The 25369-nt window shown below is 72.0% G+C and carries 22 protein-coding genes; 11 read left to right on the forward strand and 11 right to left on the reverse strand.

Features of this window, described 5'->3' with window-relative positions:
• Positions 1 to 15: 15 nt before the first annotated feature.
• The 4 genes from AAH979_RS20855 to AAH979_RS20870 all read right to left on the reverse strand — a co-directional run bounded on the left by AAH979_RS20855 (position 16) and on the right by AAH979_RS20870 (position 4396).
• Positions 16 to 972, reverse strand: a complete 957-nt coding sequence (locus AAH979_RS20855; protein ID WP_346259796.1) for a 4-(cytidine 5'-diphospho)-2-C-methyl-D-erythritol kinase — start codon at positions 970 to 972, stop codon at positions 16 to 18.
• A 130-nt stretch (positions 973 to 1102) separates the two neighbouring features.
• Positions 1103 to 1978 (reverse strand): 16S rRNA (adenine(1518)-N(6)/adenine(1519)-N(6))-dimethyltransferase RsmA, encoded by an 876-nt coding sequence (rsmA, locus tag AAH979_RS20860; RefSeq protein ID WP_346259797.1) that lies wholly within the window; start codon positions 1976 to 1978, stop codon positions 1103 to 1105.
• 233 nt (positions 1979 to 2211) lie between these two features.
• Positions 2212 to 3375: an ABC transporter ATP-binding protein gene (locus tag AAH979_RS20865; protein WP_346259798.1), complete on the reverse strand. Its 1164-nt coding sequence runs from the start codon at positions 3373 to 3375 to the stop codon at positions 2212 to 2214.
• A complete protein-coding gene (locus tag AAH979_RS20870; protein WP_346259799.1) occupies positions 3362 to 4396 on the reverse strand; it encodes an ABC transporter ATP-binding protein in 1035 nt (344 codons plus the stop codon). Before AAH979_RS20870 ends, AAH979_RS20865 begins: the two co-directional genes overlap by 14 nt.
• 214 nt (positions 4397 to 4610) lie before the next feature.
• Here AAH979_RS20870 and AAH979_RS20875 point away from each other — a divergent pair, with 214 nt between their 5' ends.
• From AAH979_RS20875 to AAH979_RS20905, 7 genes are all read left to right on the forward strand, one after another.
• The gene (locus AAH979_RS20875) at positions 4611 to 5819 is read left to right on the forward strand and encodes a membrane dipeptidase (protein ID WP_346259800.1); all 1209 of its coding nucleotides are present in this window, start codon (positions 4611 to 4613) and stop codon (positions 5817 to 5819) included.
• Entirely contained in the window at positions 5819 to 7432 is a 1614-nt protein-coding gene (locus AAH979_RS20880) for an ABC transporter substrate-binding protein (protein ID WP_346259801.1), read from the forward strand. Before AAH979_RS20875 ends, AAH979_RS20880 begins: the two co-directional genes overlap by 1 nt.
• A gap of 74 nt (positions 7433 to 7506) precedes the next feature.
• A complete protein-coding gene (locus AAH979_RS20885; protein WP_346259802.1) occupies positions 7507 to 8472 on the forward strand; it encodes an ABC transporter permease in 966 nt (321 codons plus the stop codon).
• Positions 8469 to 9392 (forward strand): ABC transporter permease, encoded by a 924-nt coding sequence (locus AAH979_RS20890; protein ID WP_346259803.1) that lies wholly within the window; start codon positions 8469 to 8471, stop codon positions 9390 to 9392. The genes AAH979_RS20885 and AAH979_RS20890 overlap by 4 nt, the downstream gene beginning before the upstream one ends.
• Before the next feature lie 8 nt (positions 9393 to 9400).
• Positions 9401 to 10567 (forward strand): Xaa-Pro peptidase family protein, encoded by a 1167-nt coding sequence (locus AAH979_RS20895; RefSeq protein WP_346259804.1) that lies wholly within the window; start codon positions 9401 to 9403, stop codon positions 10565 to 10567.
• A complete protein-coding gene (locus tag AAH979_RS20900; protein WP_346259805.1) occupies positions 10564 to 11430 on the forward strand; it encodes an alpha/beta hydrolase in 867 nt (288 codons plus the stop codon). Before AAH979_RS20895 ends, AAH979_RS20900 begins: the two co-directional genes overlap by 4 nt.
• Positions 11427 to 12512, forward strand: a complete 1086-nt coding sequence (locus tag AAH979_RS20905) for an Lrp/AsnC family transcriptional regulator (RefSeq protein ID WP_346259806.1) — start codon at positions 11427 to 11429, stop codon at positions 12510 to 12512. The genes AAH979_RS20900 and AAH979_RS20905 overlap by 4 nt, the downstream gene beginning before the upstream one ends.
• Positions 12513 to 12542: 30 nt before the next feature.
• Here AAH979_RS20905 and AAH979_RS20910 read toward each other — a convergent pair whose 3' ends face one another.
• On the reverse strand, positions 12543 to 13448 hold the full coding sequence (locus AAH979_RS20910; RefSeq protein ID WP_346259807.1) for a TatD family hydrolase: 906 nt from the start codon (positions 13446 to 13448) through the stop codon (positions 12543 to 12545).
• A gap of 204 nt (positions 13449 to 13652) precedes the next feature.
• On the opposite strand from AAH979_RS20910, the gene AAH979_RS20915 reads away from it, so the two are divergent.
• Positions 13653 to 14939 (forward strand): hypothetical protein, encoded by a 1287-nt coding sequence (locus tag AAH979_RS20915; protein ID WP_346259808.1) that lies wholly within the window; start codon positions 13653 to 13655, stop codon positions 14937 to 14939.
• A gap of 23 nt (positions 14940 to 14962) precedes the next feature.
• Here the strand turns inward: AAH979_RS20915 and AAH979_RS20920 are convergent, their stop codons facing one another.
• Positions 14963 to 15406, reverse strand: coding sequence for a hypothetical protein (locus AAH979_RS20920; protein WP_346259809.1), 444 nt, complete (start codon positions 15404 to 15406; stop codon positions 14963 to 14965).
• 136 nt (positions 15407 to 15542) lie between these two features.
• On the opposite strand from AAH979_RS20920, the gene AAH979_RS20925 reads away from it, so the two are divergent.
• A complete protein-coding gene (locus AAH979_RS20925; protein WP_346259810.1) occupies positions 15543 to 16823 on the forward strand; it encodes a DUF6236 family protein in 1281 nt (426 codons plus the stop codon).
• A 98-nt stretch (positions 16824 to 16921) separates the two neighbouring features.
• Here the strand turns inward: AAH979_RS20925 and AAH979_RS20930 are convergent, their stop codons facing one another.
• The 4 genes from AAH979_RS20930 to metG form a co-directional block, all read right to left on the reverse strand.
• Positions 16922 to 17482 (reverse strand): hypothetical protein, encoded by a 561-nt coding sequence (locus AAH979_RS20930; RefSeq protein ID WP_346259811.1) that lies wholly within the window; start codon positions 17480 to 17482, stop codon positions 16922 to 16924.
• Positions 17482 to 18054, reverse strand: coding sequence for a sigma-70 family RNA polymerase sigma factor (locus AAH979_RS20935; RefSeq protein ID WP_346259812.1), 573 nt, complete (start codon positions 18052 to 18054; stop codon positions 17482 to 17484). The genes AAH979_RS20930 and AAH979_RS20935 overlap by 1 nt, the downstream gene beginning before the upstream one ends.
• A 529-nt stretch (positions 18055 to 18583) precedes the next feature.
• Positions 18584 to 19444 (reverse strand): SAM-dependent methyltransferase, encoded by an 861-nt coding sequence (locus AAH979_RS20940; protein WP_346259813.1) that lies wholly within the window; start codon positions 19442 to 19444, stop codon positions 18584 to 18586.
• Between the two features lie 76 nt (positions 19445 to 19520).
• A complete protein-coding gene (gene metG / locus AAH979_RS20945; protein WP_346259814.1) occupies positions 19521 to 21323 on the reverse strand; it encodes a methionine--tRNA ligase in 1803 nt (600 codons plus the stop codon).
• 221 nt (positions 21324 to 21544) lie between these two features.
• On the opposite strand from metG, the gene AAH979_RS20950 reads away from it, so the two are divergent.
• Positions 21545 to 22618, forward strand: a complete 1074-nt coding sequence (locus AAH979_RS20950; RefSeq protein WP_346259815.1) for a hypothetical protein — start codon at positions 21545 to 21547, stop codon at positions 22616 to 22618.
• 24 nt (positions 22619 to 22642) lie between these two features.
• Here the strand turns inward: AAH979_RS20950 and rsmI are convergent, their stop codons facing one another.
• Entirely contained in the window at positions 22643 to 23503 is an 861-nt protein-coding gene (rsmI, locus tag AAH979_RS20955; protein WP_346259816.1) for a 16S rRNA (cytidine(1402)-2'-O)-methyltransferase, read from the reverse strand.
• Between the two features lie 147 nt (positions 23504 to 23650).
• Here rsmI and AAH979_RS20960 point away from each other — a divergent pair, with 147 nt between their 5' ends.
• Positions 23651 to 25297 (forward strand): phospholipid carrier-dependent glycosyltransferase, encoded by a 1647-nt coding sequence (locus tag AAH979_RS20960; protein ID WP_346259892.1) that lies wholly within the window; start codon positions 23651 to 23653, stop codon positions 25295 to 25297.
• Positions 25298 to 25369: the final 72 nt, after the last annotated feature.

Raw genomic sequence — 25369 nt, forward strand, 5'->3', positions numbered from 1 at the left:
ACGGTAGTCAGGTGGTCAGCTCACCCGGGCGCCGGGGACCGGCCCGTACGCCGTGCGGACCGTCCGGCACAGCCCGGAGGCGGTCAGCTCGGCGGCGACCCGCTCGGCGTGACCGCTGTCGGCGGCCAGGAAGACGCAGGTCGGCCCGGAGCCGGAGACGATGCCGGCGAGCGCTCCGGCCGCCTCGCCGGCCTTCAGTGTCTCGGCGAGCGCCGGGCGCAGCGAGAGCGCGGCGGCCTGGAGGTCGTTGCCGAGCGCCCGGCCGAGCCGGGCCGGGTCCCGGCCACGCAGCGCGGCGAGCAGCGCGTCGGCGGTACGCAGCGGTGCTGGGGCGGCGTGTTCGGCGCGCAGCCGGTCGAGTTCGCGGTAGGCGGCCGGGGTGGAAAGGCCGCCCTCGGCGATCGCCACCACCCAGTGCCAGGTGACCGGGCGGGCCAGGATCGGGCTGATCGTCTCGCCGTGGCCGGTGCCGAGCGCGGTGCCGCCGTACACCAGGAAGGGGACGTCGGAGCCGAGCCCGGCGGCGATCCCGGCGAGCTCGTCCCGGCTCAGGTCGGTGCCCCAGAGCGCGTCGCAGGCGACCAGCGTGGCGGCGGCGTCGGCGCTCCCCCCGGCCAGGCCGCCGGCCAGCGGGATCTGTTTGCGCAGGTGCAGCCGGGCGTGCGCCGGCACCCCGGCGTGCGCGGCCAGCGCCCGGGCCGCCCGGATCACCAGGTTGGACTCGTCCAGGGCCAGCTCACCGGCGCCCTCGCCCTCCATGGTCAGGGTGAGGGTGTCACCCCGGCGGGCGGTCAGTTCGTCGTGGATCGAGATCGCCTGGTAGACGGTGTTCAGCTCGTGGTAGCCGTCCGGGCGCAGCGGCCCGACCCCGAGATGGAGGTTCACCTTCGCCGGTACCCGGACCTTGACCGGGCCGGACATCCTCCGGCGCGGACGTTCGTCCTCGTCGTCCGGCCGCCATGCCTCGGTCATGCAGCGATGCCCCGGAGCCGCGGCCGGGCGAGCCGCTGGCGGAGCGGGTCAGGTGACCACGGCCGCCAGGACGCGGGATCCACCGGCTCGGCCGTCACGTCGGCCACCTCCTGCCACACACGTCGTCAGCCTACTCGGCGGGTCGGGCGGCCACCGGGGCCGACGCGGCGATCGCGGCGAACTGCGCGACGGTCAGCGACTCGCCCCGGGCGCCGGGATCGACCCCGGCCGCGACCAGCGCCGCCGCCGCCCGGTCCGGACCGCCGGCCCAGCCGGCCAACGCGGCCCGCAGGGTCTTGCGACGCTGCGCGAACGCGGCGTCGACCACCGCGAAAACCTGGTGCCGGGGTACGTCGGCCCGGGGCGGCTCGCGCCGGGTGAAGGCGACCAGCCCGGAGTCGACGTTCGGTACCGGCCAGAAGACGTTCGGCGGGACCCGGCCGGCGCCGCGCGCGTCGGCGTACCAGGCGAGTTTGACCGACGGGACACCGTAGGTCCGGGAGCCCGGACCGGCGACCAGCCGGTCGGCCACCTCCTTCTGCACCATCACCAGTCCGTGCCGCAGCGCGGGCAGTTCGGCGAGCAGGTGCAGCACCACCGGCACGGCGACGTTGTAGGGCAGGTTCGCCACCAGCGCGGTCGGGGCCGGCTCGGCCAGCTCGGCGGCGGTGATCCGCAGCGCGTCGGCGGGGTGCACGGTCAGCCGGGCCGCACCGGTCGGGCCGGCGTGCCGTCGCACCGTCTCCGGCAGCGCCCCGGCCAGTACCGGATCGAGCTCGACCGCGTGCACGTGCCCGGCCACCGGCAGCAGGCCGAGGGTGAGCGAGCCCAGCCCCGGCCCGACCTCCAGCGCCACGTCAGCCGAGGTCAGTCCGGCGGCGGCGACGATCCGGCGCACCGTGTTCGGGTCGTGCACGAAGTTCTGGCCGAGCTTCTTGGTCGGGTGCACACCCAGCCGGGCGGCGAGTTCCCGGATCTCCGCCGGGCCGAGCAGGTCTGCGGCCATGCTGCAACAGGGTACGGCCCGCCGGTGCGGCCGGGACGGCGTACCCGCCGTACCGTCCGACGCCGCTGTGCCCACGGTCGTCGCTGTGCCCACGGTCGCCGTCCGCACGAGCAGCCGGCCGCTCCGCCGTCCCGGCCGGCGCCGACCTGGACACCAGAGGCGTTATCCGCGTGCCGTAACGCCTCTGGTGTCCAGGTGTACCGAGCAAAGAGCCGGACCAACGGCGCTGCGGGCTACGACGTAGCCGGTAGCGGCGTACCGGCGAAGTGGCAGGCGGCGATTCGCTCGCCGGCGACGGTCGCGGCGTCGCCCTCGGGAACGAGCAGCGCCGGGGTCTCCCGGGCACAAATGTCCTGGGCGATCGGGCAGCGGGTGTGGAACCGGCAGCCGGACGGCGGGTCGACCGGGCTCGGCGGGTCGCCGGCCAGCACGATCCGCTCCCGGCCCCGCTCGCGCGGGTGCCGCACCGGCACGGAGCCGAGCAGCGCCCGGGTGTACGGGTGGGCCGGGTCCTGGTAGACGGTGGCGGCCGGGCCGAGTTCGGCGAGCCGGCCGAGGTACATCACCGCGACCCGGTGCGAGACGTGCCGGACCACGCCGAGGTCGTGCGCGATGAAGACCAGGGCGATGCCGAGCCGCTGCTGCAACTCGGCGAGCAGGTTGACCACCTGGGCCTGCACCGAGACGTCGAGGGCGGAGACCGGCTCGTCGCAGACCACCACCCGGGGTTCGGTGGCCAGCGCCCGGGCGATGCCGATCCGCTGTCGCTGACCGCCGGAGAACTCGTGCGGGAACCGGCGCATCATGTCCGGGGCGAGCCCGACCATCTCCAGCAGCTCGGCGACCCGGTCCCGGCGGGCGGTCGCGCCCCGGGCCAGCTTGTGCACGTCGAGCGGTTCGGCGATCACGTCCAGGATCGGCATCCGGGGGTTGAGCGAGGTAACCGGGTCCTGGAAGACCATCTGGACGGCGCGGCGCAGTTCGCGGCGGCGGGTGCCCCGGGCGGAGCCGACGTCGAGGCCGGCGTAGCGGACCTGGCCGGAGTCGGGTCGTTCCAGCCCGACCAGCAGCCGGGCCAGCGTCGACTTGCCGCAGCCGGATTCGCCGACCACCCCGAGGGTCTCGCCGGCCGCCACGGTCAGGTCCACCCCGTCCACGGCGTGCACCCGGGAGTGGCCGCCGAGGCCGCGTCCGGCCCGGTAGGTCTTGCGGACTCCGGTGGCGACCAGCAGCGGCTCGCCGATGGTCGGTACGTCGGCGGTCAGCGGGCCGGAGGTGTTCGGGCCGGCGGAGGCGGAGAGTGCGGTCGGCACGCCGGGCGTACCGACCGTCGGGGTTGACCCGGCCGGGCCGGAGGAGGCTGGGCCGGGCCCGGCCGAGTGGTCAGACGGGGGCATCGACGGCCTCCTCGGCGTGGTGGCAGGCGGCGGTCCGGCCGGGTACGGCGAGCGGCCGCCGCTCCGGGCGGGTCACCGTGCACTCCTCGGTGGCCCGGTCGCAGCGCGGATGGAAGGCACAGCCGGTCGGCAGCGCCAGCAGGTTCGGCGGGCTCCCCGGGATCGGCCGGAGCCGGTCGCCGGGCTGCGCCAGATCGGGTACGGAGCGCAGCAGCGCCGCCGTGTACGGGTGGGCCGGCCCGTCCAGTACCTCGGCCACGGTGCCGGTCTCGACGATCCGGCCGGCGTACATCACCGCGACCCGGTCGGCGATCTCGGCGGCCACCCCTAGGTCGTGGGTGATCAGCAGGACGCCCATCCCGAGTTCGGCGCGCAGCCGGTCGACGAGTTGCAGGATCTGCGCCTGCACGGTCACGTCGAGCGCGGTGGTGGGCTCGTCGGCGATCAGCAGCCGGGGGCCGAGCGCGACCGCCATGGCGATCAGAATCCGTTGCCGCATGCCGCCGGAGAACTGGTGCGGATAGTCGCGTACCCGGCGGTCCGGGGCCGGGATGCCGACCAGCTTGAGCAGTTCGGCGGCCTCGGCCCGGGCGGCCCGGCGGGACAGCCCACGGTGGATCCGGAACACCTCGCCGAGCTGGTCGCCGATCGAGAGCACCGGGTTGAGCGCGGAGAGGGCGTCCTGGAAGACCAGCGCCATGGTCTCGCCGCGCAGCTTCCGGACCTGCTCCGGGCCGGCGGTGGTCAGGTCGTGCCCGGCGACCCGGATCTGCTCGGACCGGACCTGCACCCCGCCGGAGTCGAGCAGTCCCATCACGGCGCGGGCGGTGACGGACTTGCCGGAGCCGGACTCGCCGAGCAGCACCAACACCTCGCCGGCGGCGATGTCGAGGTCGACCCCGCGCACCGCCGGGACGGTGCCGCGCCGGCCGGTGAAGGTGACGTCGAGGCCCCGGACCCGCAGTGCGGCCGGCAGGTCGGCATCGGGTGACCGTCGCTGGCTCTCTACCCCGCTAGTCACTACACCTCCCGAATTTCCGTGATGTTTCCTGCCGTAACGATTTCTGTCGCCCAGCCGTTGATCCGCGCCGGAGTTGGCCAACATGTTGACACGCTGCGCCTGATCCTGGCAATCTCTGCTCCCACATCGCCGACAATCCACACCCAGATCAGGTCACGGCGCCGAAATCCACCGCGCGCCCAGCATCTGGCACCGACCCGAAGGAGGGAGCGGCGTGCTCGACCCGGCCCCGCGCTACACCGGATACACGTCCTACAGCTACCTGGAGGCAGGTACCGACTACCGGGAGTTCAAGCTCGCTCCGGAACTCGGCCGGGTGCCGGCATACCAGGGCATCTCGCTGACGGACGGGCAGCGAGACCGGGTCCGCCGGCTGCTCGCCGACAACGTCGTGATCTCGCTGCACGACCACCCGTCGGTCTTCCCGGAGGAGATCGGCCAGACCGTCGACTACAACCGCACCGCCCGGCACCACACCGGGTACGCCGGACTGGCCCGCTCCGGCATGACCGCCGTCTTCGACAACATGATGGACGGCACCTGCTGCGTGACCAGCCAGATGGGCTGGAAGTGGACCGACGTCATCGCCGACCTGGGGATGCGGCTGTCCGACCTGGCCCACCAGGACTACCTGATCCGGGTGGAGCGGCTGGCCGACATCCACCACGCCCACGAGACCGGCCGGATGGGTCTGGTGCTGGCCACCGAGGCGGCCACGATGATCGAGAACGAGCTGGACCGGATCGACATGCTCTACGGCTTCGGCGTCCGGCAGATGGGCATCGCCTACAGCGAGGCGAACACCCTGGGCAGCGGGCTCAAGGAGCGTGGCGACGGCGGCCTTACCTACTTCGGCGAGAAGGCCGTACGCCGGATGAACAAGCTGGGCATCGCGATCGACGTGTCGCACTCCGGCGACCGTACCTCGGCCGACGTCATCGCCGCCTCCACCAAACCGATCTTCATCACGCACGCCGGATCGCGTACCGTCTGGCCCACCAACCGGATGAAGCCGGACGAGGTGATCCGGGCCTGCGCCGAGCGCGGCGGGGTGCTCGGCCTGGAGGCCGCACCGCACACCACGCTCTCGCCGGCCCACCCCGAGCACAGCATCGAGTCGGTGATGGACCACTTTGTGCACTGTGTCGACCTGGTCGGCATCGACCACGTGGCGTTCGGGCCGGACACCCTCTTCGGCGACCATGTCGGACTGCACGACACCTTCGCCGCGCACCTGTCCATCGCCGAGGCGCACGGCCACGTCGAGCACCCCCGGGTGCCGTACGTGGACGGGCTGGAGAACCCGGCCGAGTGCTACTGGAACATCGTCTCCTGGCTGGTCAGCCACGACTATTCGGACGACGAGATCGGCAAGGTCCTGGGGGGCAACATCATGCGCGTCCTTGAGGAGGTCTGGCACTGATGCGTACATTCCGGCGCGCCCTCGCCGTGGCGGCGGGCGCGCTCTCGATAGGGCTGGCGGCGACCGCCTGCTCACCCAGTAACCCGGACAGCTCCGATGGCGGCGGCAGCGGCGGCTCGGCGGACCGGATCACGATCGGCACCACCGCCGACGTGCTCAACTACAACCCGCTGGTCGGCAACAGCCGTACCGACACCTGGGTCACCAACCTGATGTACCCCCGGCTGATGAGCATGGGGATGGACGGGGTGCGCTCGCCGTACCTGGCCAGCAAGTGGGAGTACACCGACGGCGGGCGCAAGGCGAAGTTCACGCTGCGGGACGACTTCACCTGGAGCGACGGGGAGAAGGTCACCGCCGACGACGTGGCGTTCACCATCGACGCCGTCGCCAAGGAGAAGATCGGCGTCGTCGCCGGGCTGATCTCGTCGTACCAGAAGTCCACGGTGATCTCCCCGACGGAGATCGAGTTCCAGCTCTCCCAGCCGGACGGCACCTTCCTGGAGAACGTCGGCTTCTGGATGCCGGTCGTCCCGGAGCACGTCTTCAGCAAGGTCGGCAGCGTGCAGAAGTTCGCGAACGACTCCGACTGGGTGTCGGCCGGGCCGTACAAGCTGACCACGGTGGAGCGGGGCCAGCGGTACGTGCTGGAGCGGATGGAGAACTTCCCGCTGGTCGAGGGCGGTCCGAAGACCAAGGAGGTGGTCTTCCGGGTCTTCCCCGACGTCAACACCGAGGCGCTGGCGCTGCGCAACGGCGACGTCGACCTGATCGCCAACGCGCTGCCGCCGCCGCTGGCCAAGACCCTGGAGGGCGACAGCAAGCTCAAGCTGGTCAAGGTGCCGTCGCTGGGCTGGGCGCACATGCAGTACAACACCGCCCGCGAGCCGCTGGACAAGCTGGAGGTACGCCAGGCGCTGGCCGCCGCGGTCGACTACGAGGCGATCCGCCGGGTGGCGTTGCAGGGCAAGGCGGTCTCGTCGAACTCCTCGGTGCTGACCCCGACGCTGAAGCAGTGGCAGGACCCGACCGCCAAGGAGTACGCGCACGACCCGGCCAAGGCGAAGTCGCTGCTCACCGGTGCGGGATTCTCCGACGGCAACGGGGACGGGTTGTTCGACGGGCTGAGCCTGCGGATGATCTACGACCAGGCCGACCCGAACATCTCCAAGTGGGCGCAGCTGGTCCGGGACTCCAGCAAGGAGGCCGGGATCGAGATCAAGCTGGAGGGTCTGGAGCGGAACACGTACGTCGAGAAGTACACCGCGCGGGACTACGACATCTACGCCGGCTCGTGGGCGATCATGGAGAACCCACCGGCCAACCTGGCGCTGGCGTTCAAGTGCAAGGGCTTCATCAACTACGCCAACGCCTGCGACCCGGAGCTGGACGCCCTGATCGACCAGGCCCGGTCGCAGCTGGACCAGGCCGCCCAGAAGGGCCCGATCCAGCAGGCCGCGAAGATCATCACCGACAAGGTGTACGACAACGTGCTCTATGTCGAGGAGTTCACCATCGCGCACTCGGCGGAGTGGTCCAACTTCCTGGTCCAGCCGAGTGAGCTGCTCTCCATCGTCAACCCCGTCTCGGTGGCCCAGGCCACCAAGGGCTGACCAGTTCGACGCGGTCGGGGCGGGCCCGGTGTGACCGGCCCGCCCCGACGCCAAGCCAAGGGAGGAGAGAGACCATGCCCGCTGGCGCCCGGTTCGTCACCCGCCGCCTGCTGCGCGGCGTACTGACCATGTGGTTCGCGGTGACCGTGACGTTCTTCCTGCTCCGCCTGCTGCCCGGCGACCCGGCCCTGGCGGTGGCGGATCCGGGGATGACCGAGGAACTGCGGGCCGAGCTGCTGCGCGACTACGGCCTGGACCGGCCGCTGGCGGTGCAGTACTGGGAGTACCTGACCCAGCTCCTGCACGGCAACCTCGGGGTGTCGTTCCGGCAGAACCAGCCGGTGCTGGACATCCTGCTGGAGCGCCTGCCCTGGACCCTGCTGCTGGCCGGTTCCGCGCTGGTGGTGACGGTGGCGCTGGGCATCCCGCTCGGCGTGCTCGCGGCCACCCGGGCCAAGGGCACCCTGGACCGGCTGATCCAGGTCGGCGGCATCACCGGCCAGTCGCTCTTCATCCCGAGCATCGGGGTGTTCCTGCTCTACGTCTTCGGGGTGGTCTTCGGCATCCTGCCGATCGGCGGCGCGATGGACGACGACGTCTACGGGCTGGCCGCGTACGGCAGCATCGCGCTGCACCTGATCCTGCCCTGCCTGTCGCTGGTGCTGGTGCAGCTCGGCTCGTACGTGCTGACCCTGCGCAGCACGCTGATCGACGCGCTCGGCGAGGACTACTGCACGCTGGCCCGGGCCAAGGGGCTGCCGAACCGGAAGGTGGTCTGGCGGCACGCGCTGCGCAACGCGCTGCTGCCGACGACCACGCTGGTCGGGCTGCAACTGGGCTTCCTGGTCGGCGGGGCGGTGCTGACCGAGTCGATCTACGCGTACCCGGGGGTCGGCCGGGCCATCTTCGAGGCGGTCGGCCAGCTCGACTTCCCGGTGTTGCAGGGCGCGTTCCTGATGCTCGCCTTCGCGGTGATCGCCGCCAACCTGCTCACCGACCTCGCCTACGGACTGCTCGACCCGAGGGTGAGGACGTCATGACGACGACCGATGCGCTGATCCCGCCGCCGGGCGACGCGCCGCCGCCGGCCGCCGCCGCGACCCCGGCGGCCGGCGGGCTGCCGCCGTCGGAATCGGTGGCGCGGCAGACCTGGCAGTCGTTCCGGCGCAACCCGCTGGGCCTGGTCAGCGCCGGAATCCTGCTGCTGCTCGGCCTGGTCGCGCTGGCCGCGCCGCTGATCGCCGACTACCCCAGCGGGTACGGCGAGGAGGTGCTCGCCGGCCCGGGGGCCGGGCACTGGTTCGGCACCGACGACCTGGGGCGGGACGTCTTCGCCCAGGTGGTCTGGGGGACCCGGGTCAGCATCGTGGTCGGCTTGGCGGCCAGCCTGCTGGCGATCGTCATCGGCGTGCTGGTCGGGGTCGCGGCGGCGTACTTCCGGCCGGCCGATCTGGTGCTCGGGGTGATCGTCGACGTCTCGCTCTCGCTGCCGGTGCTGCCGCTGATGATCCTGGTCGCCGCGCTGGCCGGGCCGAGCGTGCCCACCCTGGTGGTGGTGATCGCGGTCTTCAGTTGGCCCGAGGTGGCCCGGGTGGTCCGCTCCCAGGGGCTGGCCGTGGTGCCGATGCCGTACGTCTCGGCGGCGCACGTGATCGGCGGCTCGCACCTGTGGATCATCCGCAAGCACGTACTGCCCGGCGTCGCGCCGGTGGTCGCCGTCTCGGTGGTGCTGACCACCTCCCGGGCGGTGCTCTCCGAGGCTGGGCTGTCGTTCCTCGGGCTCGGCGACCCGAACAGTTGGTCGTGGGGAACGATCCTGCACCAGGCGCAGCGCTCCGGCTCGCTCGCCACCGCCTGGTGGACCACGCTCTTCCCGTCGCTGGCCATCCTGCTGCTGGTGGTGGCCACCACCCTGCTCGCCGTGGCGTACAACGACGCCCGCAACCCGAGGACGAGGTGACGAGGCCGGTGCGACTGGCTGCTTCCTTCTACTCCGCGCTGCACGAGACCGTCCGGGCCGAACTGGACCGGGCCGGGCTGGACGCGCTGCTGCTGGACGATCCGCTCGACGTGGCGTACCTGACGGGTTTTTCGCACTTCCCGAACGAGCGCCCGGTCGCCGCCTACCTGGCCCGGGACGGCGCCGTACTGCTGCTGGTCCCGGACCTGGAGCGGGAGTACGCCGCCGACCAGCGGGCCGCCGCCGACCTGGTGGTCTATCCGGAGTTCCCCGGCGAGCGGAGCCCGTGGGCGGTGCTCCGGGACGCGGTGCCGGCCCCACCGGTCCGGGCCGGCTACGCCCCGTCCACCTCGGTCGCCCGGGTCGCCGGGATCGGCCGGGCGTTCCCCGGTACCGCCTGGGAGCCGAGCGACCTGGTCGGGACGCTGCGGCTGCGCAAGACCCCGGAGGAAATCGCCCTGCACGCCGAGGCGGCCCGGATCGCCGACGCGATGCTGGCCGAGGGCGTCCGGCTGGTCACCGACGCGGCGGCCGGTGGCGGCGAGCTGCCCACCGAGACGGAGCTGGCCGGGCACGTCACCCGGTACGGCGCGGCGCTGATGTACGCCGAGCACGACGACGTCGTGGTGGTGCCGATGCTCACCGGCGGCCTGGTCTACGGCGGACCGAACTCGGCCCAGCCGCACCGGCTGCCCGGCGGGGACCGGCTGCGGCACGGCGAGCCGTTCATGCTCTCGCTCGGCTGCGCGGTCGGCGGCCGGTTCGTGGAGAGCGAGCGGACCTTCCTGCTCGGTGAGCCGAGCGCCGAGCAGCGCCGCTACTACGAGGTGGTCCGCCAGGCGCAGCAGGTCGGCACCGAGGCGCTGCGCCCGGGCGTCCGGTGCGTGGACGCCAACCGGGCCTGCCTGGACGTGATCCGCCGGGCCGGGCTGGGCGAGTTCCTGCGGCACCGGCAGGGGCACGGGATCGGGCTCGGCTTCCACGAGCCGCCCTGGGTGGCCGACGGCGATGACACGGTGCTGGCGCCCGGCATGGTGCTCTCCAGCGAACCCGGGGTGTACGTGCCCGGACACGCCGGCTACCGGATCTCGGACACCGTACTGGTGACCGACGACGGGCCACGGCGGCTCACCAGCTATCCCCGGGACCTCGACGAGATCGTGATCGGAGCATGACCATGGAACCGACGATGGTGGAGATCAACGGCAACCGGCTCAACGTGCTGGTGCTGGGCGACGACGCGCCGGAGAAGCCGGTGATGATCGTGCACCACGGCGCGCCGGGACTGGGCTCGATGGCGGAACCGAGGGCGTCGTTCGCGGCCTTCGCCGACGAGTACCGGGTGCTGGTCTTCGACGCCCGGGGTTCCGGGGCGAGCGAGGGGAACGGGCCGTTCACCCACCAGCAGTGGGCGGCCGACGTGGACGGGCTGCGGGAGTGGATCGGTGCCGAGCGGATCGTGATGGCCGGCGGCTCGTACGGCGGCTTCATCGCGATGGAGTACGCGATCCGCTATCCGGACCGGGTGGCCGCACTGGTGCTCCGGGACACCGCCGCCGACAACGCCAACCAGGAGCTGGCGTTGCGCAACGCGCTCGCCTCGGCGCGGGTGGAGATCGACCGGGTGAAGCTGGACCGGATCATGTCCGGCACGGTCCGGGACGACGACGACCTGCGGGACTGCTGGGCGGAGATCCTGCCGCTCTACGACCACGACCTGGACTGGGACAAGGTGCGGGAGCGGGTGGCGAACACGCCGTACCGGTACGCCACGCACAACTTCGCATTCGCCGTCAACCAGCCGAATTACGACATCAAGTCGTTGCTCCCGGGGATCTCCTGCCCGACCCTGGTCACCGTGGGTCGACATGACTGGATCACGCCGGTGGAGTGCAGCGAAACCATCGCCGGACTGATCCCGGACGCGAAACTGGTGGTCTTCGAGCACTCCGGGCACTCCCCGCAGTTGGAGGAGGCAGAGCGGTTCCAGCAGGTCGTCCGGGAGTTCCTGGCCGGCGTACCGGCGTCGCGGGCATGATCCCGGGCGAGATCTACGACCTCGATCCGACCGACCGGCGCATCGTCGCCGCGCTCCAGGTCAACGGCCGGGCGAGCTGGACGGAGATCGCCCAGCTCACCGGCACCTCGGTCACCACCGTGGCCCGCCGGGCGCAGCAGCTCTTCGCCGACGGGCTGGTCAAGGTCGCCGCCGCGCCGCAGCCCGGCGGCGGGCCGGCCGACCTGCTGATCGTACGGATCCGCTGCGCGGCGGGGAGCCAGCTCGCCGCCGCGCAGGCGCTGGCCGCGATGCCGGAGATCCGCTTCGTCGCACTGGTGACCGGGGTGTACGACCTGGTGGCCGAGGTACTGGTGCCGAAGGGGACCAGCCTGCACAGCGTGCTGCTCAACGGGTTGCAGAAGATCCCCGGGGTGCAGGGCAGCGTCGCCGACCTGAACCTGCACACCTACAAGTCGACCCACGAGTGGTCCCGGCACCTGCTCGGCACCGAACCCCAGCTCGTCGCCCCGCCACCGGTGCACGACTGCCCTCCGGCGCACCTCGACGAGCTGGACGAGCGGATCATCGCGGCGCTCCGCGAGGACGGCCGGAACAGCTTCCAGGCCGTGGCCGGCGGGTTGGGAGTCAGTGAGAGCACCGTACGGCGACGGTTCGAGTCGCTGTACAACGCGGGCTGCGTACAGGTGATCACGCTGGTCCCGGCGACGGCGCTCGGCTTCGAGGCGGAGATCTTCTTCTGGCTGTCGGTGGCGCCGTCCCGGCTCGACGGGGTGGCCCGGGAGCTGGCCGCGCTGCGCGGCGTCCGCTACGTCGCCGCGACGCTGGGCCAGGAGTCGCTGATGTGCGAGGTGATCCTGCCGACCCACGCCGACGTCTTCGAGTTCACCACCAAGACGCTCGGCGGGATCGACGGCATCCAGGCGTGGACCGCCGGGGTGCAACTGCTCACCGTCAAGCGGGGCTTCGTGATCACCCCCTGGGCCGCCCGGCGACTCGCCGCCCAGGGCATCGGCGGCGACGCCGTCCCGACCCAGCCGACCGGCGGTACCCCGGCCGGCAACGGCCGCGTCACCGCCCGCAACCGGCGTACGTCGGCCTGAGCCCGCGCGGCGCGTGGCCGGCGGGCGGCGTCACCAGGGGCCGAAGACCCGGTCGCCGGTGGCGGAGATCGCCGCGCAGAGTTCGCCGAGGTCGGCGCCGGTCGTCTCGGCCAGCGACCGGACGGTCAGCGGGATCAGGTACGACGCGTTCGGCCGTCCCCGGTGCGGCATCGGCGTCAGGTAGGGCGCGTCGGTCTCCACCAGGATCTGGTCCAGCGGGGTGATCCGGGCCGCCTCGCGCAGCCCGGCGGCGTTGCCGAAGGTGACCGTGCCGGCGAAACTCAGCAGGTAACCGCGCCGGACGCACTCGGCGGCGAACTCGGCGTCCCCGGAGAAGCAGTGCAGCACCACCGTCTCCGGGGCACCCTCCGAGTCGAGGATCCGCAACACGTCGGCGTGCGCGTCCCGGTCGTGGATCACCAGCGGCTTGGCGTACCGCTTGGCGATCGCGATGTGCGCCCGGAAGCTCGCCTCCTGGGCCGCCCGGCCCTCGTCACCGGTACGGAAGAAGTCCATCCCGGTCTCGCCGATCCCGCGTACCCGCTGCTCGGCGGCGAGTGACTCGATCTCCCGCAGCGCCTCGTCGAGGTCGGCCAGCCGGGGCGCCTCGTTCGGGTGCAGCGCCACCGTGGCGACCACCCCCGGCTGCCGCCGGGCCAGCTCGGCACCCCAGCGCGACGACGCCACGTCGACGCCGACCTGCACCAGCCGGTCCACTCCGACCCCGGCGGCCACCTCGACGGCCCCCGCCACCGGATCGTCCGGCCGGCCGTTCCACGGCGGGGTGCCCGCCTCGGCGAGGGTGATGTCCAGGTGGGTGTGGCTGTCGATCACCGGCCCGGGCAGTGGCTCCGGTACCGGTGGAAACTCCCCCGCCCGGCGGGCGGCCCGCGCACGGCGGCTCTCGGTCGGCTGCTCACTCATCGCCGCCAGCATCACATATCGGCGGGACGAGCCGGGCTCGGGCGTACCGGACGGGGGCGGTTCTGCGCGGGATCCGCCGAACCGGCGGTGACGGGCGGCCGAACCGGCGCCGGCCGGCCAGCCGAACCGGCAGTTCGCGTTCGGGGCGGCGGGGCAACCCCGGTCGGTAACCCTCTGTTCACCGGGCCGGTACTGACCGGTCTTAGCGTCGGCGCGGTGAGCGTGTCCCCGCCGGCCAGTGCGGTGCCCGAGACGCCGGCCGGACTCCGGGTCCGGTACGGCGCAGCCGTGCACCCGGCCGAGGAACTCGCCCGGGGTGCCGCGTACGAGCTGTTCAGCACCGAGCCCGTGCCCGGCTTCGAGCGGGACCGCCGCCCCGACGCACGCTACCCGTACCACCGGTACGCGCACGCCAGCGAGGTCGGGGTGCTCCCCGGCGCCAGGGCGACCGGCGGTGGCGCCGGTCCGGGCGAGCGGGCGAACGGGCTCGGTGTCCCGGACACCCCGCTGACCGCACCGCTGCACCGGGTCTGGGGCTGGACGGACATCCACGGCCTCAGCCAGAGCCCGGCCGCGGCCGAGGACCCGGTGCTGGTCTCGGTACGCGAGTCGGCGACCGTGCGGCGGGGGAGCCAGATGGTCAAGGCGCTCTCCGCCCAGCAGTTCGCCGGTTTCCTGCTGCGCGGCTGGCTGCCGTACGGCTTCTGCTACCGGGAGTACGACGTGGCGCACCTGCGCACGCCGGCCGACCAGATGCTGCTGCGTACCGACTCGGAGGCGGGGCGGGCGGTGCCCGAGGTCGCGTACCTGCTGCGCTGGCGGGCGACCGACCCGATCGACTACGTCGCACCGCTGGCCCCCGAGCACGAGGGTCTGATGACGATGCCGCCGCACGACCGGGTCGGGCCGCCGGTGCTCGGCACCGGGTTCACCCCGAGTGGGCGGCACCTGATCCCGGAGTTCGTCACCCGGGACTTCGCCGACCTGCCGCTGCCGGCGAACGCCGCCCTGCTGGCGCACACCCCGGACGGGGACGAGGTGGTGCTCTACACGTACCAGCCGGAACAGCGCGGCTGGCTGCGGATGGCCGGGCCGCGCTGGCGGCACCTGCTGGCCGCGGTGCCCGGGGTCTCCCCCGACCAGGAGTACGTCTCGACCAGCGACGCCATCCGGTCCACCCTGCTGATCGGCGGATACCGGGGGCAGGAGCACGAGGCGGTCGCCGACCCGCCCGGCGAGTTCCGGGTGCTGGCGATGACCAGGGCGGCCCGCTATCCGGTGGATACCCTCACCCGCCGGGCCCGGTACGTCATCTGGCGCGACACCCGCTGCCTGGTGCTCCGCGAGGAGGGCGGCTGGCTGCGGGTACGGCTCTGCCGGCCCGACCCGGACAACGTCGCGGCGCTCGGCGCGCAGTGCTACGAGCGGGGCGTCTACGAGGCGTGGGCGCCGGCGGTCGAGGTGACCGACGACCAGCTCCTCGACGTGCCGTACGAAGTCTGAGAGAGCGTCGGTCTCAAGGCGGGTCAGCTCAGGCGCTCGAAGGTGAGGTCGAAGTCCTTCCGCCAGGTCTTGCCGGCGTCCTCGGATGCCTCCCAGCGGCCGAGGATCCGGTCCTGCTCGACGTCGGCGATGAAGCGCTGGTGGAAATCAGGATCCTCGCGGCTCATCGTCCAGTGCCCGCCGTCGAAGGTCATCGCGAACTGGCGGCAGACGCCGCGGTCGTCCTGGTAGAGCGCGACGAACCGGTCGTTCGGGTCGCTGCGTCCGAGGACGAGGCTCAGCTCGGAATGCGCGTGCCCGCCCCCGCCGAACTCCGACCGCACGACCAGTAACGACTCCCCGAGCCATTCGACGGTGCTGGTGCCCGGCACCGTGGTGCCCGGCGGTTCGAGGAACCAGGCGTCCGACAGCGTCGTCGTCCATTCGCCGACCAGCCCGTCGAGCTTCGCCATCTCGGTGTTGCGCATCGTCTCCTCCGATCGGTCCGCGTACCCGCGCTTCGCCCTGCCACGATCCCATGGCTCGACCAGAACGGCGGCGGAGGAGTCGGCGGCGCCGGGCGGTGACTTCCGGGTGTGGCGCCGAGCGGGCATTGTGGTCCCCGTGAGTGACGTCGCGCTCTACTTCCCGTATGTCAACCTTCCGGCGGACGAGTGGGTGAAGGCCGCCGCCCTGCACTGGCCCCAGCTCGGCCGGATCCGTCCGACCGGCTACTACGGCCTGCGCGACTCCGACACGGTCAAGCGACTCCGGGACGAACTCGACTTCATCATCGACGTACGGCCCGGCTGGGGCGAGCGGTCCTGGGTGGACACCGAGGTTCTCGAAAGGGTGGATGACGTCTACCTCGAGTGGGCCCGGGGGGTGGACACCGAGGACCAGGTCGACGCGCTGTTCTTCGATTTTCTCGACCGGCACCAGGACGAGCTGACCCCCCGGTACGGCGCCGAGGCACTCGGGGTCGAATCCCTGCGCACCCGGGACGTGTACGACGAACTCCTGTCGACAGATCCCCGGCTGGAGAAGATTCATCCGGGCAAACTGTCGTACGGGCTGGCGCACCGGCTGGCGGAGGCCGGGTTGCTGATCTCCCGGAGCTACCAGTGGCGGCGCGCGCCCGACGGGAAGGTGCTGCACATCGCTGACCTGGCGGCGCACCGCCGCCTGGCCCGGCTGTACCTGGCGATCCTGGCTGACGTCGTCGCCCGGGAGAACGGGATGACGCCGGTTACCGACCAGCCGCTGGCCTCCGCCGGTACCGCGGGCTGGACGGTCGAGGCGATGGCCCGGATCCTGCTCGGCGAGGAGACCGACCCGGCGCCGGAGGACCCGACGGACTACAGCCACGCGTTCGCGGTGTTGGCCCTGGAGACGGTACTGCCGCGCGACCTCGCCGAGGTGCCGGTCGAGCGGATCATCGAGGCGCGACGGAGGCTGCTGCCGCAGTTGCTGCAATATCGCGAATTCCTCGACTCGCTCACCCCGGACTTCGTGGCGATCAGCGAGGTCCGGGACCCGGACGTGCGAGCGGCCAAACTCCGCAACCACGTGCAGAGCCGGATCGCCCATCCGCTCGAAGAGATGGAACGTACGCTCGGTCGGCTCGGCCTGGTGCCGGTCCGAGCCGTACTCAGTCTCCAAACGCTCGCGCCGCCGGCCGCATTGGGTGTGCTGGCCAACGCCGTCCATTTTCCGCCGGTCGTCACCAGCGCGGGAGTGGTGGCGGGGTGCCTGATCGGGGCCGTGAGCAGCACGCTCGACCAGCGGAGGCAGGTCGTCGCCGGCCACCCCGCCGGCTATCTGTTGGAGCTGCGACACGAACTGGGGCCTTCCGACACCGTCGCGCGAATCCGGTCCGCCATTCGGCGGGCGATCCCCGAGTGACGGAGGGCGTTTCGGCGAGAATCACCCACGACACGACCGCGCGCGGCGGACAGTGCACCGATGGCCCACCGTCCGCCACGCGCCCTGCCAGGTGGCGGTCAGCCCCTGGTCGGCGTGCTCAGGTGCTCACCGAGCAGGTTCTGGGTGATGATCCCTTCATCCACCGCCCGCTGGCCGGCGTAGCAGGTCCAGTGCAGTCCCGCCGCGTCCTCGCCGACACAGCCGCCCGCGACATTGCCCTGATCGTCGGCGAACATCTCCTTCCGGTCCGTGTAGTCGCGGACGATCGGCTTGGTCGGGCGCTTCATCTCCGGAATTCGGGAAAGGTCGGGTAGCGGGTCGTTGGGGGGACGGCTGAGGGTGCAGGTGAAGACGATGTTGTCCTCGGTCGTACACGTCGGATCGGTCCCCTGGAAGATCTCGGCCGCGCCGGGCATGCCTCGACTGACGGTCTCCGGGGTGAGCAGCGCCACCGCGGCGAAGGCGGCGCCACCGCCGATCGCCAGCACTCCGGCGGTGACCGTCGCCAGGAACGCGGCCCGGGATCCGAAGAGCCGGCGGCTTCCGTGTCGCCGGCCGGTCGCGGCGAGGTCCCGGCTGACCGCGTGTTCGAGTTCGTTGCCGAGCCGGATTAGGTCCGGGTGCAGGTCGTTCGCCATCAGGATGCCCTCCTGGTCCGGGTTGTCGGGGTCGGTCTGGTCGGTCGGAGCCTGCCGCGCAGTGCGGTGAGTCCACGGGAGACCCGGATCCGGGCCGCACCGGGTGAGCAGTCGAGCGCGGCGCCGATCTGCTGGTAACTCTGGTCGTGCAGTACCCGCAGCTCGACCGCGCTGCGCTGGGCCGCCGGCAGCGACGCGAGCGCCGCCGCCAGATCCGCCTCCAGGCCGTCGAGCCAGCTCTGGTCCGGGGCCACGGCGGCCCGATCGGTTCGTACGTGCAGTCGGGCGCTCGCCTCGGCGTGGATCCGCCGGTCCCGTACCGCCCGGAGCAGCAGGTTGCGGGCGATACCGAACAGCCACGGTCCCACCGATCCGGCCCGCTGGTCGACGAAGCGGTGCCGCGACTGCCATGCCTGGGCGAAGGTCTCCGCCGTCAGGTCCAGTGCCGCTTCGTGGTCGCCGGTGCGCTTGCGGCAGAACCCGTGGATCGCCTGCGCGTACCGGTCGTACAGCTCTCGGAAGGCGTGTGCGTCGTGGTCCGCGGCCACGAGCAGTTCGATGTCGGTCCTCATCCGTGCCCCGTTCCGGCCGGCCTTCGGACATGTTCGTCCACCAACGTGTCCCTCCCAGGTCGTGGTGTTCTTCCACCTCTCTATGCCGGCGACCGGGTCGGTTGTTTCAGCGCAGATCAGTGAACCTTTTTCAACCTCCCCTTGCGGTCCGGCGGACCGCAAGGTCGGACGCGGTGCGTGAGCGCCGCGCGGTCCAGGTTGAAAAAGGTTCAGTTCGGGCGGATTGGCCGAGGGCTCAGGCAGGGCGAAAAGCCGCCATGGTCGCGATGTGGGAGCGCGCGGAGTTCCCCGTCGGGCGCCCCGAACCGGCGGTGGAGCGGGCGCAGACGTTCGTGGGCACTGGTCAAAGCCGACGCCGGACCGGTGACCTGGACACCAGATGCGCTATCGATGCCGGATAACGCGTCTGGTGTCCAGGTCAAGCTCGTCGGTCACCGACCGGTGGTGCCGGGAGCACAAGCGGGGCAGCTCGACAGCCTTCGACGGGGACACCCCTTGGCGGGACGTCGTCCCCGAGTTACCGGGTGGGTCAGGGCTTGCGGAACACCACGCCGCACTCCATGGAGCGCTGGTTCTCCGGGGGCGACTCCAGATAGGGCCGCAGCGGCTCGTCGACATGCGCCAACGTCGGCTGGTCGGGGTCGGGACGCCAGTCGACGACCTTCACCAGGCCCGGCTCCACCGACTCCGCACCGGTCAACCCGCGCATCAGCTCGACGACCTGCTCCGGGGTGCGGTTGCGCCAGGCCAGGCCGAGCCGTTTGGTCATCTCGTTGCCCTCGTCCACCGTCGCCTGGTCCACCCCGCACACCTGGGAGAACGCGAGGTAGCTGCCGGACGCGAGGGCCTCCCACACGGTGCCGAGCATGTTCCGCAGCAACGTGTCATCGACGATGGAGTGTCCGATGGACAGGAACAGCGCGGCGACCGGCCGGGAGAAGTCGACCAACTTCCGCGTCTCCGGGTCGCCGAGAATCCGCTCCGGTTCGGTCATGTCCGCCGCGATCACGGTGGTGGTCCGGTCGTCAGCCAGCAGCGCCCGCCCGTGGGCCAGCACGATCGGGTCGTTGTCGACGTAGACGACGTGCGCGTCCGGCTGGAACTGCTGGGCCACCTGGTGCACGTTGGCCTGGGTCGGCAGCCCGCTGCCCATGTCGAGGAACTGCCGGATCCCGGCGTCCCGGGCCAGGAAGCGCACCAGCCGGTAGAGGAACAGGCGGTTGTTCCGGGCCTCGGTCACGCCCTCCGGGAACTGCTTGTGCACGGCCAGCACCGCCGCCCGGTCGACCGGGAAGTTGTCCTTGCCGCCGAGGCAGTAGTCGTACATCCGCGCCGGGGTGGGCACGTCCTGCCGGATCTGAGGCTTACTTCCGTCATTCGGCGCGGTCACGACACCAGCTCCACGATCGACAACCGTCTCTGACTCGGGGGGAAGTGGAAAGACGGATCGTACCCGACCGGCTGGCTCAGCCGACGAGTCGGGCGAGTTCCTCGTCCACGATCGACGGGTCGAGCTTGCGGAAGACCGGCTTCGGCGCGGCCAGTGCCCGCCCCGCCTCGACCGGTACCGACTCCCATCGCGCCCCGACCGTGTAGTCCCCGGTCAGCACCGGGTACGACGGCCCGCCGTCCAGGTCGTCGACCTCCACGATCGACGGCATCGGCGCGTGTACCCCGGTGCCGCCGAGCAGCTCGTGCACCTGCTGCGCCGAGTGCGGCAGGAACGGGGTGAGCAGCGTGTTGGCGTCGCTGACCACCTGGAGCGCGACGTGCAGGATGGTGCCCATCCGAGGCTTGTCGGCCTCGCCTTTCAGCTTCCAGGGGGCCTGCTCGGAGAGGTACTTGTTGGCCTCGGCGACCACCCGCATCGCCTCGCCGATCGCCTGCTTCTGCCGGTGCTTGGAGATCAGGTCGCCGACGATGCCGAACCCGGCCCGCGCGGTGGCGAGCAGCGCCTCGTCGGCCTCGGTCAGCCCGGCCGGGTCGATCGGCGGGATCGCGCCGAAGTTCTTCGCGGCCATCGAGATCGACCGGTTGACCAGGTTGCCCCAGCCGGCGACCAGCTCGTCGTTGTTGCGGCGCAGGAACTCCGCCCAGGTGAAGTCGGTGTCCTGGCTCTCCGGGCCGGCCACGGCGATGAAGTAGCGCAGCGCGTCCGCGTCGTACCGGGCCAGGAAGTCCCGTACGTAGATCACGACCTGCCGGGACGAGGAGAACTTCTTCCCCTCCATGGTCAGGAACTCGCTGGAGACCACCTCGGTCGGCAGGTTGAGCCGGCCCAGGTCGCCGGGCTCACCGCCCCGGTCGCCCTCGCCGTCGTAGCCGAGCAGCAGCGCCGGCCAGATCACCGAGTGGAAGACGATGTTGTCCTTGCCCATGAAGTAGTAGCCCCGGGCGTCCTTGCCCTGGGCGTCCGCCGCCCACCAGCGCCGCCACGCCTCCGGGTCGCCGGAGCGCCGCGCCCACTCGATGGACGCGGACAGGTAGCCGATCACCGCGTCGAACCAGACGTAGATCCGCTTGTCGCTGCGGTCGCGCCAGCCCTCCAGCGGAATCGGTACGCCCCACTCCAGGTCCCGGGTGATCGCCCGGGGCTGGAGGTCGTCCAGCAGGTTCCGGGAGAAGCGCAGCACGTTCGGCCGCCACCCCTCCCGGGTGTCCAGCCACTTCGCCAGCGCCTGAGCGAAGGCCGGCAGGTCGAGGAAGAAGTGCTCGGTCTCGACGAACTGCGGTGTCTCGCCGTTTATCTTGGATCGGGGGTCGACCAGGTCGATCGGGTCGAGCTGGTTGCCGCAGTTGTCGCACTGGTCACCCCGGGCGTGCGGGTAGCCGCAGATCGGGCAGGTGCCCTCGATGTAGCGGTCCGGCAGGGTACGGCCGGTGGACGGCGAGATCGCCCCCATGGTGACCTTGGGCACGATGTAGCCGTTGCGGTGCAGCGTCTCGAACAGCTCCTGCACCACCGCGTAGTGGTTGCGGGTGGTGGTCCGGGTGAAGAGGTCGTAGGAGAGGCCGAGCCCGTGCAGGTCCTCGACGATCACCCGGTTGTAGCGATCAGCCAGTTCGCGCGGGGTGACCCCCTCCTTGTCCGCCTGCACCTGGATCGGCGTGCCGTGCTCGTCGGTGCCGCTGACCATGAGTACGTCGTGCCCGGCCATCCGCATGTACCGGCTGAACACGTCGGAGGGGACCCCGAAGCCGGAGACGTGGCCGATGTGGCGCGGGCCGTTGGCGTACGGCCAGGCAACCGCCGCGAGAACGTGACTCATGAGAAGCAAGCCTAGTGACCACCCTCCGAGTACCGCGAACCAACGCCGTACCCCGGGCCGACGGCGCCGGTAGGGGGCTGGCCGGCGGCCCGCCATCGACGGGTGTTTAGCGGAAAGATCACTCAACCTGCCAATATTCAGACTGATATCCGACTTTTTTCTCCTTCGACACGCCTGTGCGGCTGCCCTGGCGAGTCCGAGCAGCGTTGTCCAATGGACGGGTGACGGGCCAGGAGGGTGGGCAGCCAGCAGCGGAAACGCGCCCTTCCGAGACCCAGCCCGGCCCGCCGGCACCCGCCCAGCCCGGTCCGCCGACACCCGCCGGGACCGCGTCCGGACAATCACCCACCGGGCCGGTCCAGCCCGCCGAGGCCACCGACAATCCGGCCGCCGAGGCGGGACCGGCGCCGCAGCAGCGGCCGGCCCCGGCGTACGAGCCGGCGCCGGCCAGACCGTTCCGGGGGGCCACACCCGCACTCGGCTCCGCCTGGCTCGGTGCCCCCGGCACGCTCGCCGGCCCGTCCGGCATCGAGCCGACCACCGGCGCCCCGCTCGCGATGCTGCCCCGGCGGGCGCCCCGGGCCACCGCACCGACCTGGAACGGACCGACCGGGTCGCTACCGACCACCGCACCGGGAACGGATCCGGAAACGGCCGAGGAGGACGACTTCTGGCTGCCGATCGAGGAGGTCCACTGGGACGGCACGCCCGTGCAGCCGACTCCCCGGACCTGGTACGGCCGGCCGAAGGACCCGGCCGCGGCCGCGACCCGGCGGCGGGTGCCGCGACCGCCGAAGCCGCCGCGGAACCCGGCGCTCGGGCTCGCCGGGGTGATCCTCTGCTCCCTGGTCGCCAGCTTCTTCGCCTGGGTCAGTGCCGAGCCGTTCTGGCTCGCCGTCGGCCACGGCGAGCTGGGTACGGCGACGGTGCAGACCTGCACCGGGCACGGGCTCGGGCAGCACTGCCGGGGCACCTTCAGCGCCGACAGCGGCTCGGTGCGGGTCCACGACATCCGGCTGGTCGACGTCGGCGCGGCGCACCGCGAGTTCGGCAGCCGGTTCACGGCCCGGATGACCGGGGCGGACAGCGGGAAGGCGTACGTCGGCGCGGGCACCGGGCTACTGCACCTGCGCTGGGTACTCGGCTTCGGGATGGTGCTGCTGTGCTGCGTGGGAGCCGGTTGGACCAGCGGGGCGCTGCGACTGGTCGAGCGGCGCAACCGGCACACCGCGGCCCTGGTGAGCGTCGCCGGCCCGCTGCTGCTCGCCGCCGGGTTCCTGGCCGGCGCCTACTGACCCCCGCTGGCGCCGGCCGACGCGTCAGCTCGACGCCGGGGGGTGCACGGCGTTGTAGACGTCCCGGCGGCGCAGGCCGTACTCGGTGGCGACCGCGGTGATGGCGTCGCGTCGGGACGTACCCCCGGCCTCCAGGTCGGCGACCGCGGCCCGCAGGTCCGCGACGGCCGGGACCGGCGCGGCGACCGCCGGGGCACCCGCCACCACCAGGGTGATCTCGCCGCGCGGCTCGCCGGTGGCGGCCCAGGTCGCCAGCTCGCCGAGCGGGCGGCGCAGCACCTCCTCGTAGGTCTTGGTCAGCTCCCGACAGAGCGCCGCCGGCCGGTCGGCGCCGAACGCGGCCGCCAGGTCGGCGAGCGCGCCGGCCACCCGGTGCGGCGCTTCGAAGAAGACCAGCGTCCGCTCCTCGGCGGCGAGCGCCCGCAGCCGGGCCCGGCGCGGGCCGCCGGTGCGGGGCAGGAACCCCTCGAAGCAGAACCGGTCGGTGGGCAGGCCGGAGAGGGCGAGCGCGGTGGTGACCGCGCTCGGGCCGGGCGCCACGGTGACCGGGGCGCCCGCGTCGAGCGCGGCCCGGACCAGCCGGTAGCCGGGGTCGGAGACGCTCGGCATCCCGGCGTCGGTCACCAGCGCCACCAGCGCGCCGTCGAGGACGGCGTCGACCAGGTCCGGGGTACGACGCTCCTCGTTGCCCTCGAAGTACGACACGATCTTGCCGGTGATGGTGACGTCCAGGTCGCGGGCCAGCCGGGTGAGCCGGCGGGTGTCCTCGGCGGCGACGACGTCGGCCTGCCCGAGTGCGTCCCGCAGCCGCGCCGAGGCGTCGCCGGGGTTTCCGAGCGGCGCTCCGAGCAGGATCAGCCGGCCGTTACCGGGCGATTTTTCCACCGACCGACTCCTTCATCGATACCTGTCATCGCACATAGCGAGCGTCGTGCCCCGTTTCACACCATCGCAGCCTACGATCACGGGGTGACTCTGGCGTCGACAGCGCAGACCGAGAGCCCGGGCACCGCCGGGCCGCCGGCAGGCCCGGTGGTCGAGGTGGTCTCGGCCACCCCGGCCGGGACAGCCACGACCGAGCGCCCCGAGCGCCCCAACGGGGGCGTACCCGGGATCATCAGACGCCGGCTGGCCCCGTTCGACGCCCGGCTCGAACCGTGGTCCTGGCTGGCCACCGCCGTGGTGGTGCTGATCGCCGGCATCCTCCGCTTCGTCGGGCTGAGCAACCCCAAGGGCAAGATCTTCGACGAGATCTACTACGCCACCGACGCGCACAACCTGCTGCTGCGCGGCGTCGAATGGGACGAGAAGAACAATACCGCCGCGTACGTGGTGCACCCGCCGCTCGGCAAGTGGATGATCGCGATCGGCGAGCAGATCTGGGGCTACAACGAGCTGGGCTGGCGGTTCTCCGCCGCGGCGATCGGTACGCTCTCCGTCCTGCTGCTGATCCGGATCGCCCGCCGGATGTTCCAGTCGACCGTGCTCGGCTGCACCGCCGGGCTGCTGATGGCGCTGGACGGCTTCCACCTGGTGCTCTCCCGCACCGCGCTGCTCGACATCTTCCTGATGTTCTTCGTGCTGGCCGCGTTCGGCGCCCTGGTGGTGGACCGGGACGTCCGGCGGAAGCGCTGGCTGCGGGCGATCGAGTCCGGCCTCGACCCGAGCCAGCCGGGGCGACGCAACCGGCCGCCGTTCCGGTGGTCCGACGGGGTGCCGTGGTGGCGGCTGCTCGCCGCCGTGATGCTGGGCTGTGCCTTCGGGGTGAAGTGGAGCGCACTGTACTTCGTACCGGTGTTCGCGCTGCTGGTCGTGCTCTGGGAGGTCGGCGCCCGCCGTTCCGCCGGGGTACGCCGGCCGTGGCGGGACACCTTCCTCGACGAGGGGCTCTGGCTACTCGGCGCCGGGGTGCTGATCGGGCTCGTCTACCTCGCCACCTGGTCGGGCTGGTTCGCCAGCGACAACGGCTACTTCCGGAACTGGCGGGCCGACACCGGCCAGTCCAGCCTGCCGATCATCGGCAGCCTGCAGAACCTGTGGCACTACCACGAAGAGGCGCTCAAGTTCCATTCCGGCCTCGACGACAAACACGTCTACCAGTCCTGGCCCTGGCAGTGGCTGCTGCTCGGCCGGCCGGTCGCGTTCCACTGGTCCGACCAGGGCGCCTGCGGGGCTCCGAGCTGCGCCTCGGAGATCCTGCTGCTCGGTACCCCGATCCTGTGGTGGTCGTTCCTGCCGGCGCTGGCCGCGGTCGCCTGGCTGGGCCTGGCCCGGCGGGACTGGCGGCCCCTGGCCATCCTGCTGCCGGCGGCCGCCGGCCTGCTGCCGTGGTTCTGGTTCGCGCTGGACGGCCGGACGATGTTCTTCTTCTACGTCGCGCCGGTGGTGCCGTTCATGATCCTGGCCGTGACCTACGTGCTGGGCGCGATCATCGGCCCGGCCCGGGCACCGGCGCCAGCGGGCGCCCCGGCCGGCGGTGACCCGCCCGCCGCATCGGCCGGCGACGGTGGCCAGGGCGGGCGGACCAGTGACCGCCGCATGATCGGCGCGATCGTCGCCGGCACGTACGTGCTGCTGGTGGCGATCTGCTTCGCCTACTTCCATCCGATCTTCGTGGGGCAGCTCCTGCCGTACGCGGAGTGGTCGAGCCGGATGTGGCTCGGCAACCGCTGGATCTGACCCCTTTCGGCACAGCCGACCGAGACGGCCGGGCGGCGCACGCTCCGTGCCCGCGCCGGCCGCTCCGTCTCG

The organism is Plantactinospora sp. ZYX-F-223, assembly GCF_039649625.1.
Lineage (GTDB): Bacteria > Actinomycetota > Actinomycetes > Mycobacteriales > Micromonosporaceae > Plantactinospora.

What these genes read in the sequence shown, in the direction of transcription:
- AAH979_RS20855 (WP_346259796.1), bottom strand. Translation starts at nt 972, where the DNA reads ATGACCGAGGCATGGCGGCCGGACGACGAGGACGAACGTCCGCGCCGG.
- rsmA (WP_346259797.1), bottom strand. Translation starts at nt 1,978, where the DNA reads ATGGCCGCAGACCTGCTCGGCCCGGCGGAGATCCGGGAACTCGCCGCC.
- AAH979_RS20865 (WP_346259798.1), bottom strand. Translation starts at nt 3,375, where the DNA reads ATGCCCCCGTCTGACCACTCGGCCGGGCCCGGCCCAGCCTCCTCCGGC.
- AAH979_RS20880 (WP_346259801.1), top strand. Translation starts at nt 5,819, where the DNA reads ATGCGTACATTCCGGCGCGCCCTCGCCGTGGCGGCGGGCGCGCTCTCG.
- AAH979_RS20885 (WP_346259802.1), top strand. Translation starts at nt 7,507, where the DNA reads ATGCCCGCTGGCGCCCGGTTCGTCACCCGCCGCCTGCTGCGCGGCGTA.
- AAH979_RS20890 (WP_346259803.1), top strand. Translation starts at nt 8,469, where the DNA reads ATGACGACGACCGATGCGCTGATCCCGCCGCCGGGCGACGCGCCGCCG.
- AAH979_RS20900 (WP_346259805.1), top strand. Translation starts at nt 10,564, where the DNA reads ATGACCATGGAACCGACGATGGTGGAGATCAACGGCAACCGGCTCAAC.
- AAH979_RS20905 (WP_346259806.1), top strand. Translation starts at nt 11,427, where the DNA reads ATGATCCCGGGCGAGATCTACGACCTCGATCCGACCGACCGGCGCATC.
- AAH979_RS20910 (WP_346259807.1), bottom strand. Translation starts at nt 13,448, where the DNA reads ATGCTGGCGGCGATGAGTGAGCAGCCGACCGAGAGCCGCCGTGCGCGG.
- AAH979_RS20920 (WP_346259809.1), bottom strand. Translation starts at nt 15,406, where the DNA reads ATGCGCAACACCGAGATGGCGAAGCTCGACGGGCTGGTCGGCGAATGG.
- AAH979_RS20930 (WP_346259811.1), bottom strand. Translation starts at nt 17,482, where the DNA reads ATGGCGAACGACCTGCACCCGGACCTAATCCGGCTCGGCAACGAACTC.
- AAH979_RS20935 (WP_346259812.1), bottom strand. Translation starts at nt 18,054, where the DNA reads ATGAGGACCGACATCGAACTGCTCGTGGCCGCGGACCACGACGCACAC.
- metG (WP_346259814.1), bottom strand. Translation starts at nt 21,323, where the DNA reads ATGAGTCACGTTCTCGCGGCGGTTGCCTGGCCGTACGCCAACGGCCCG.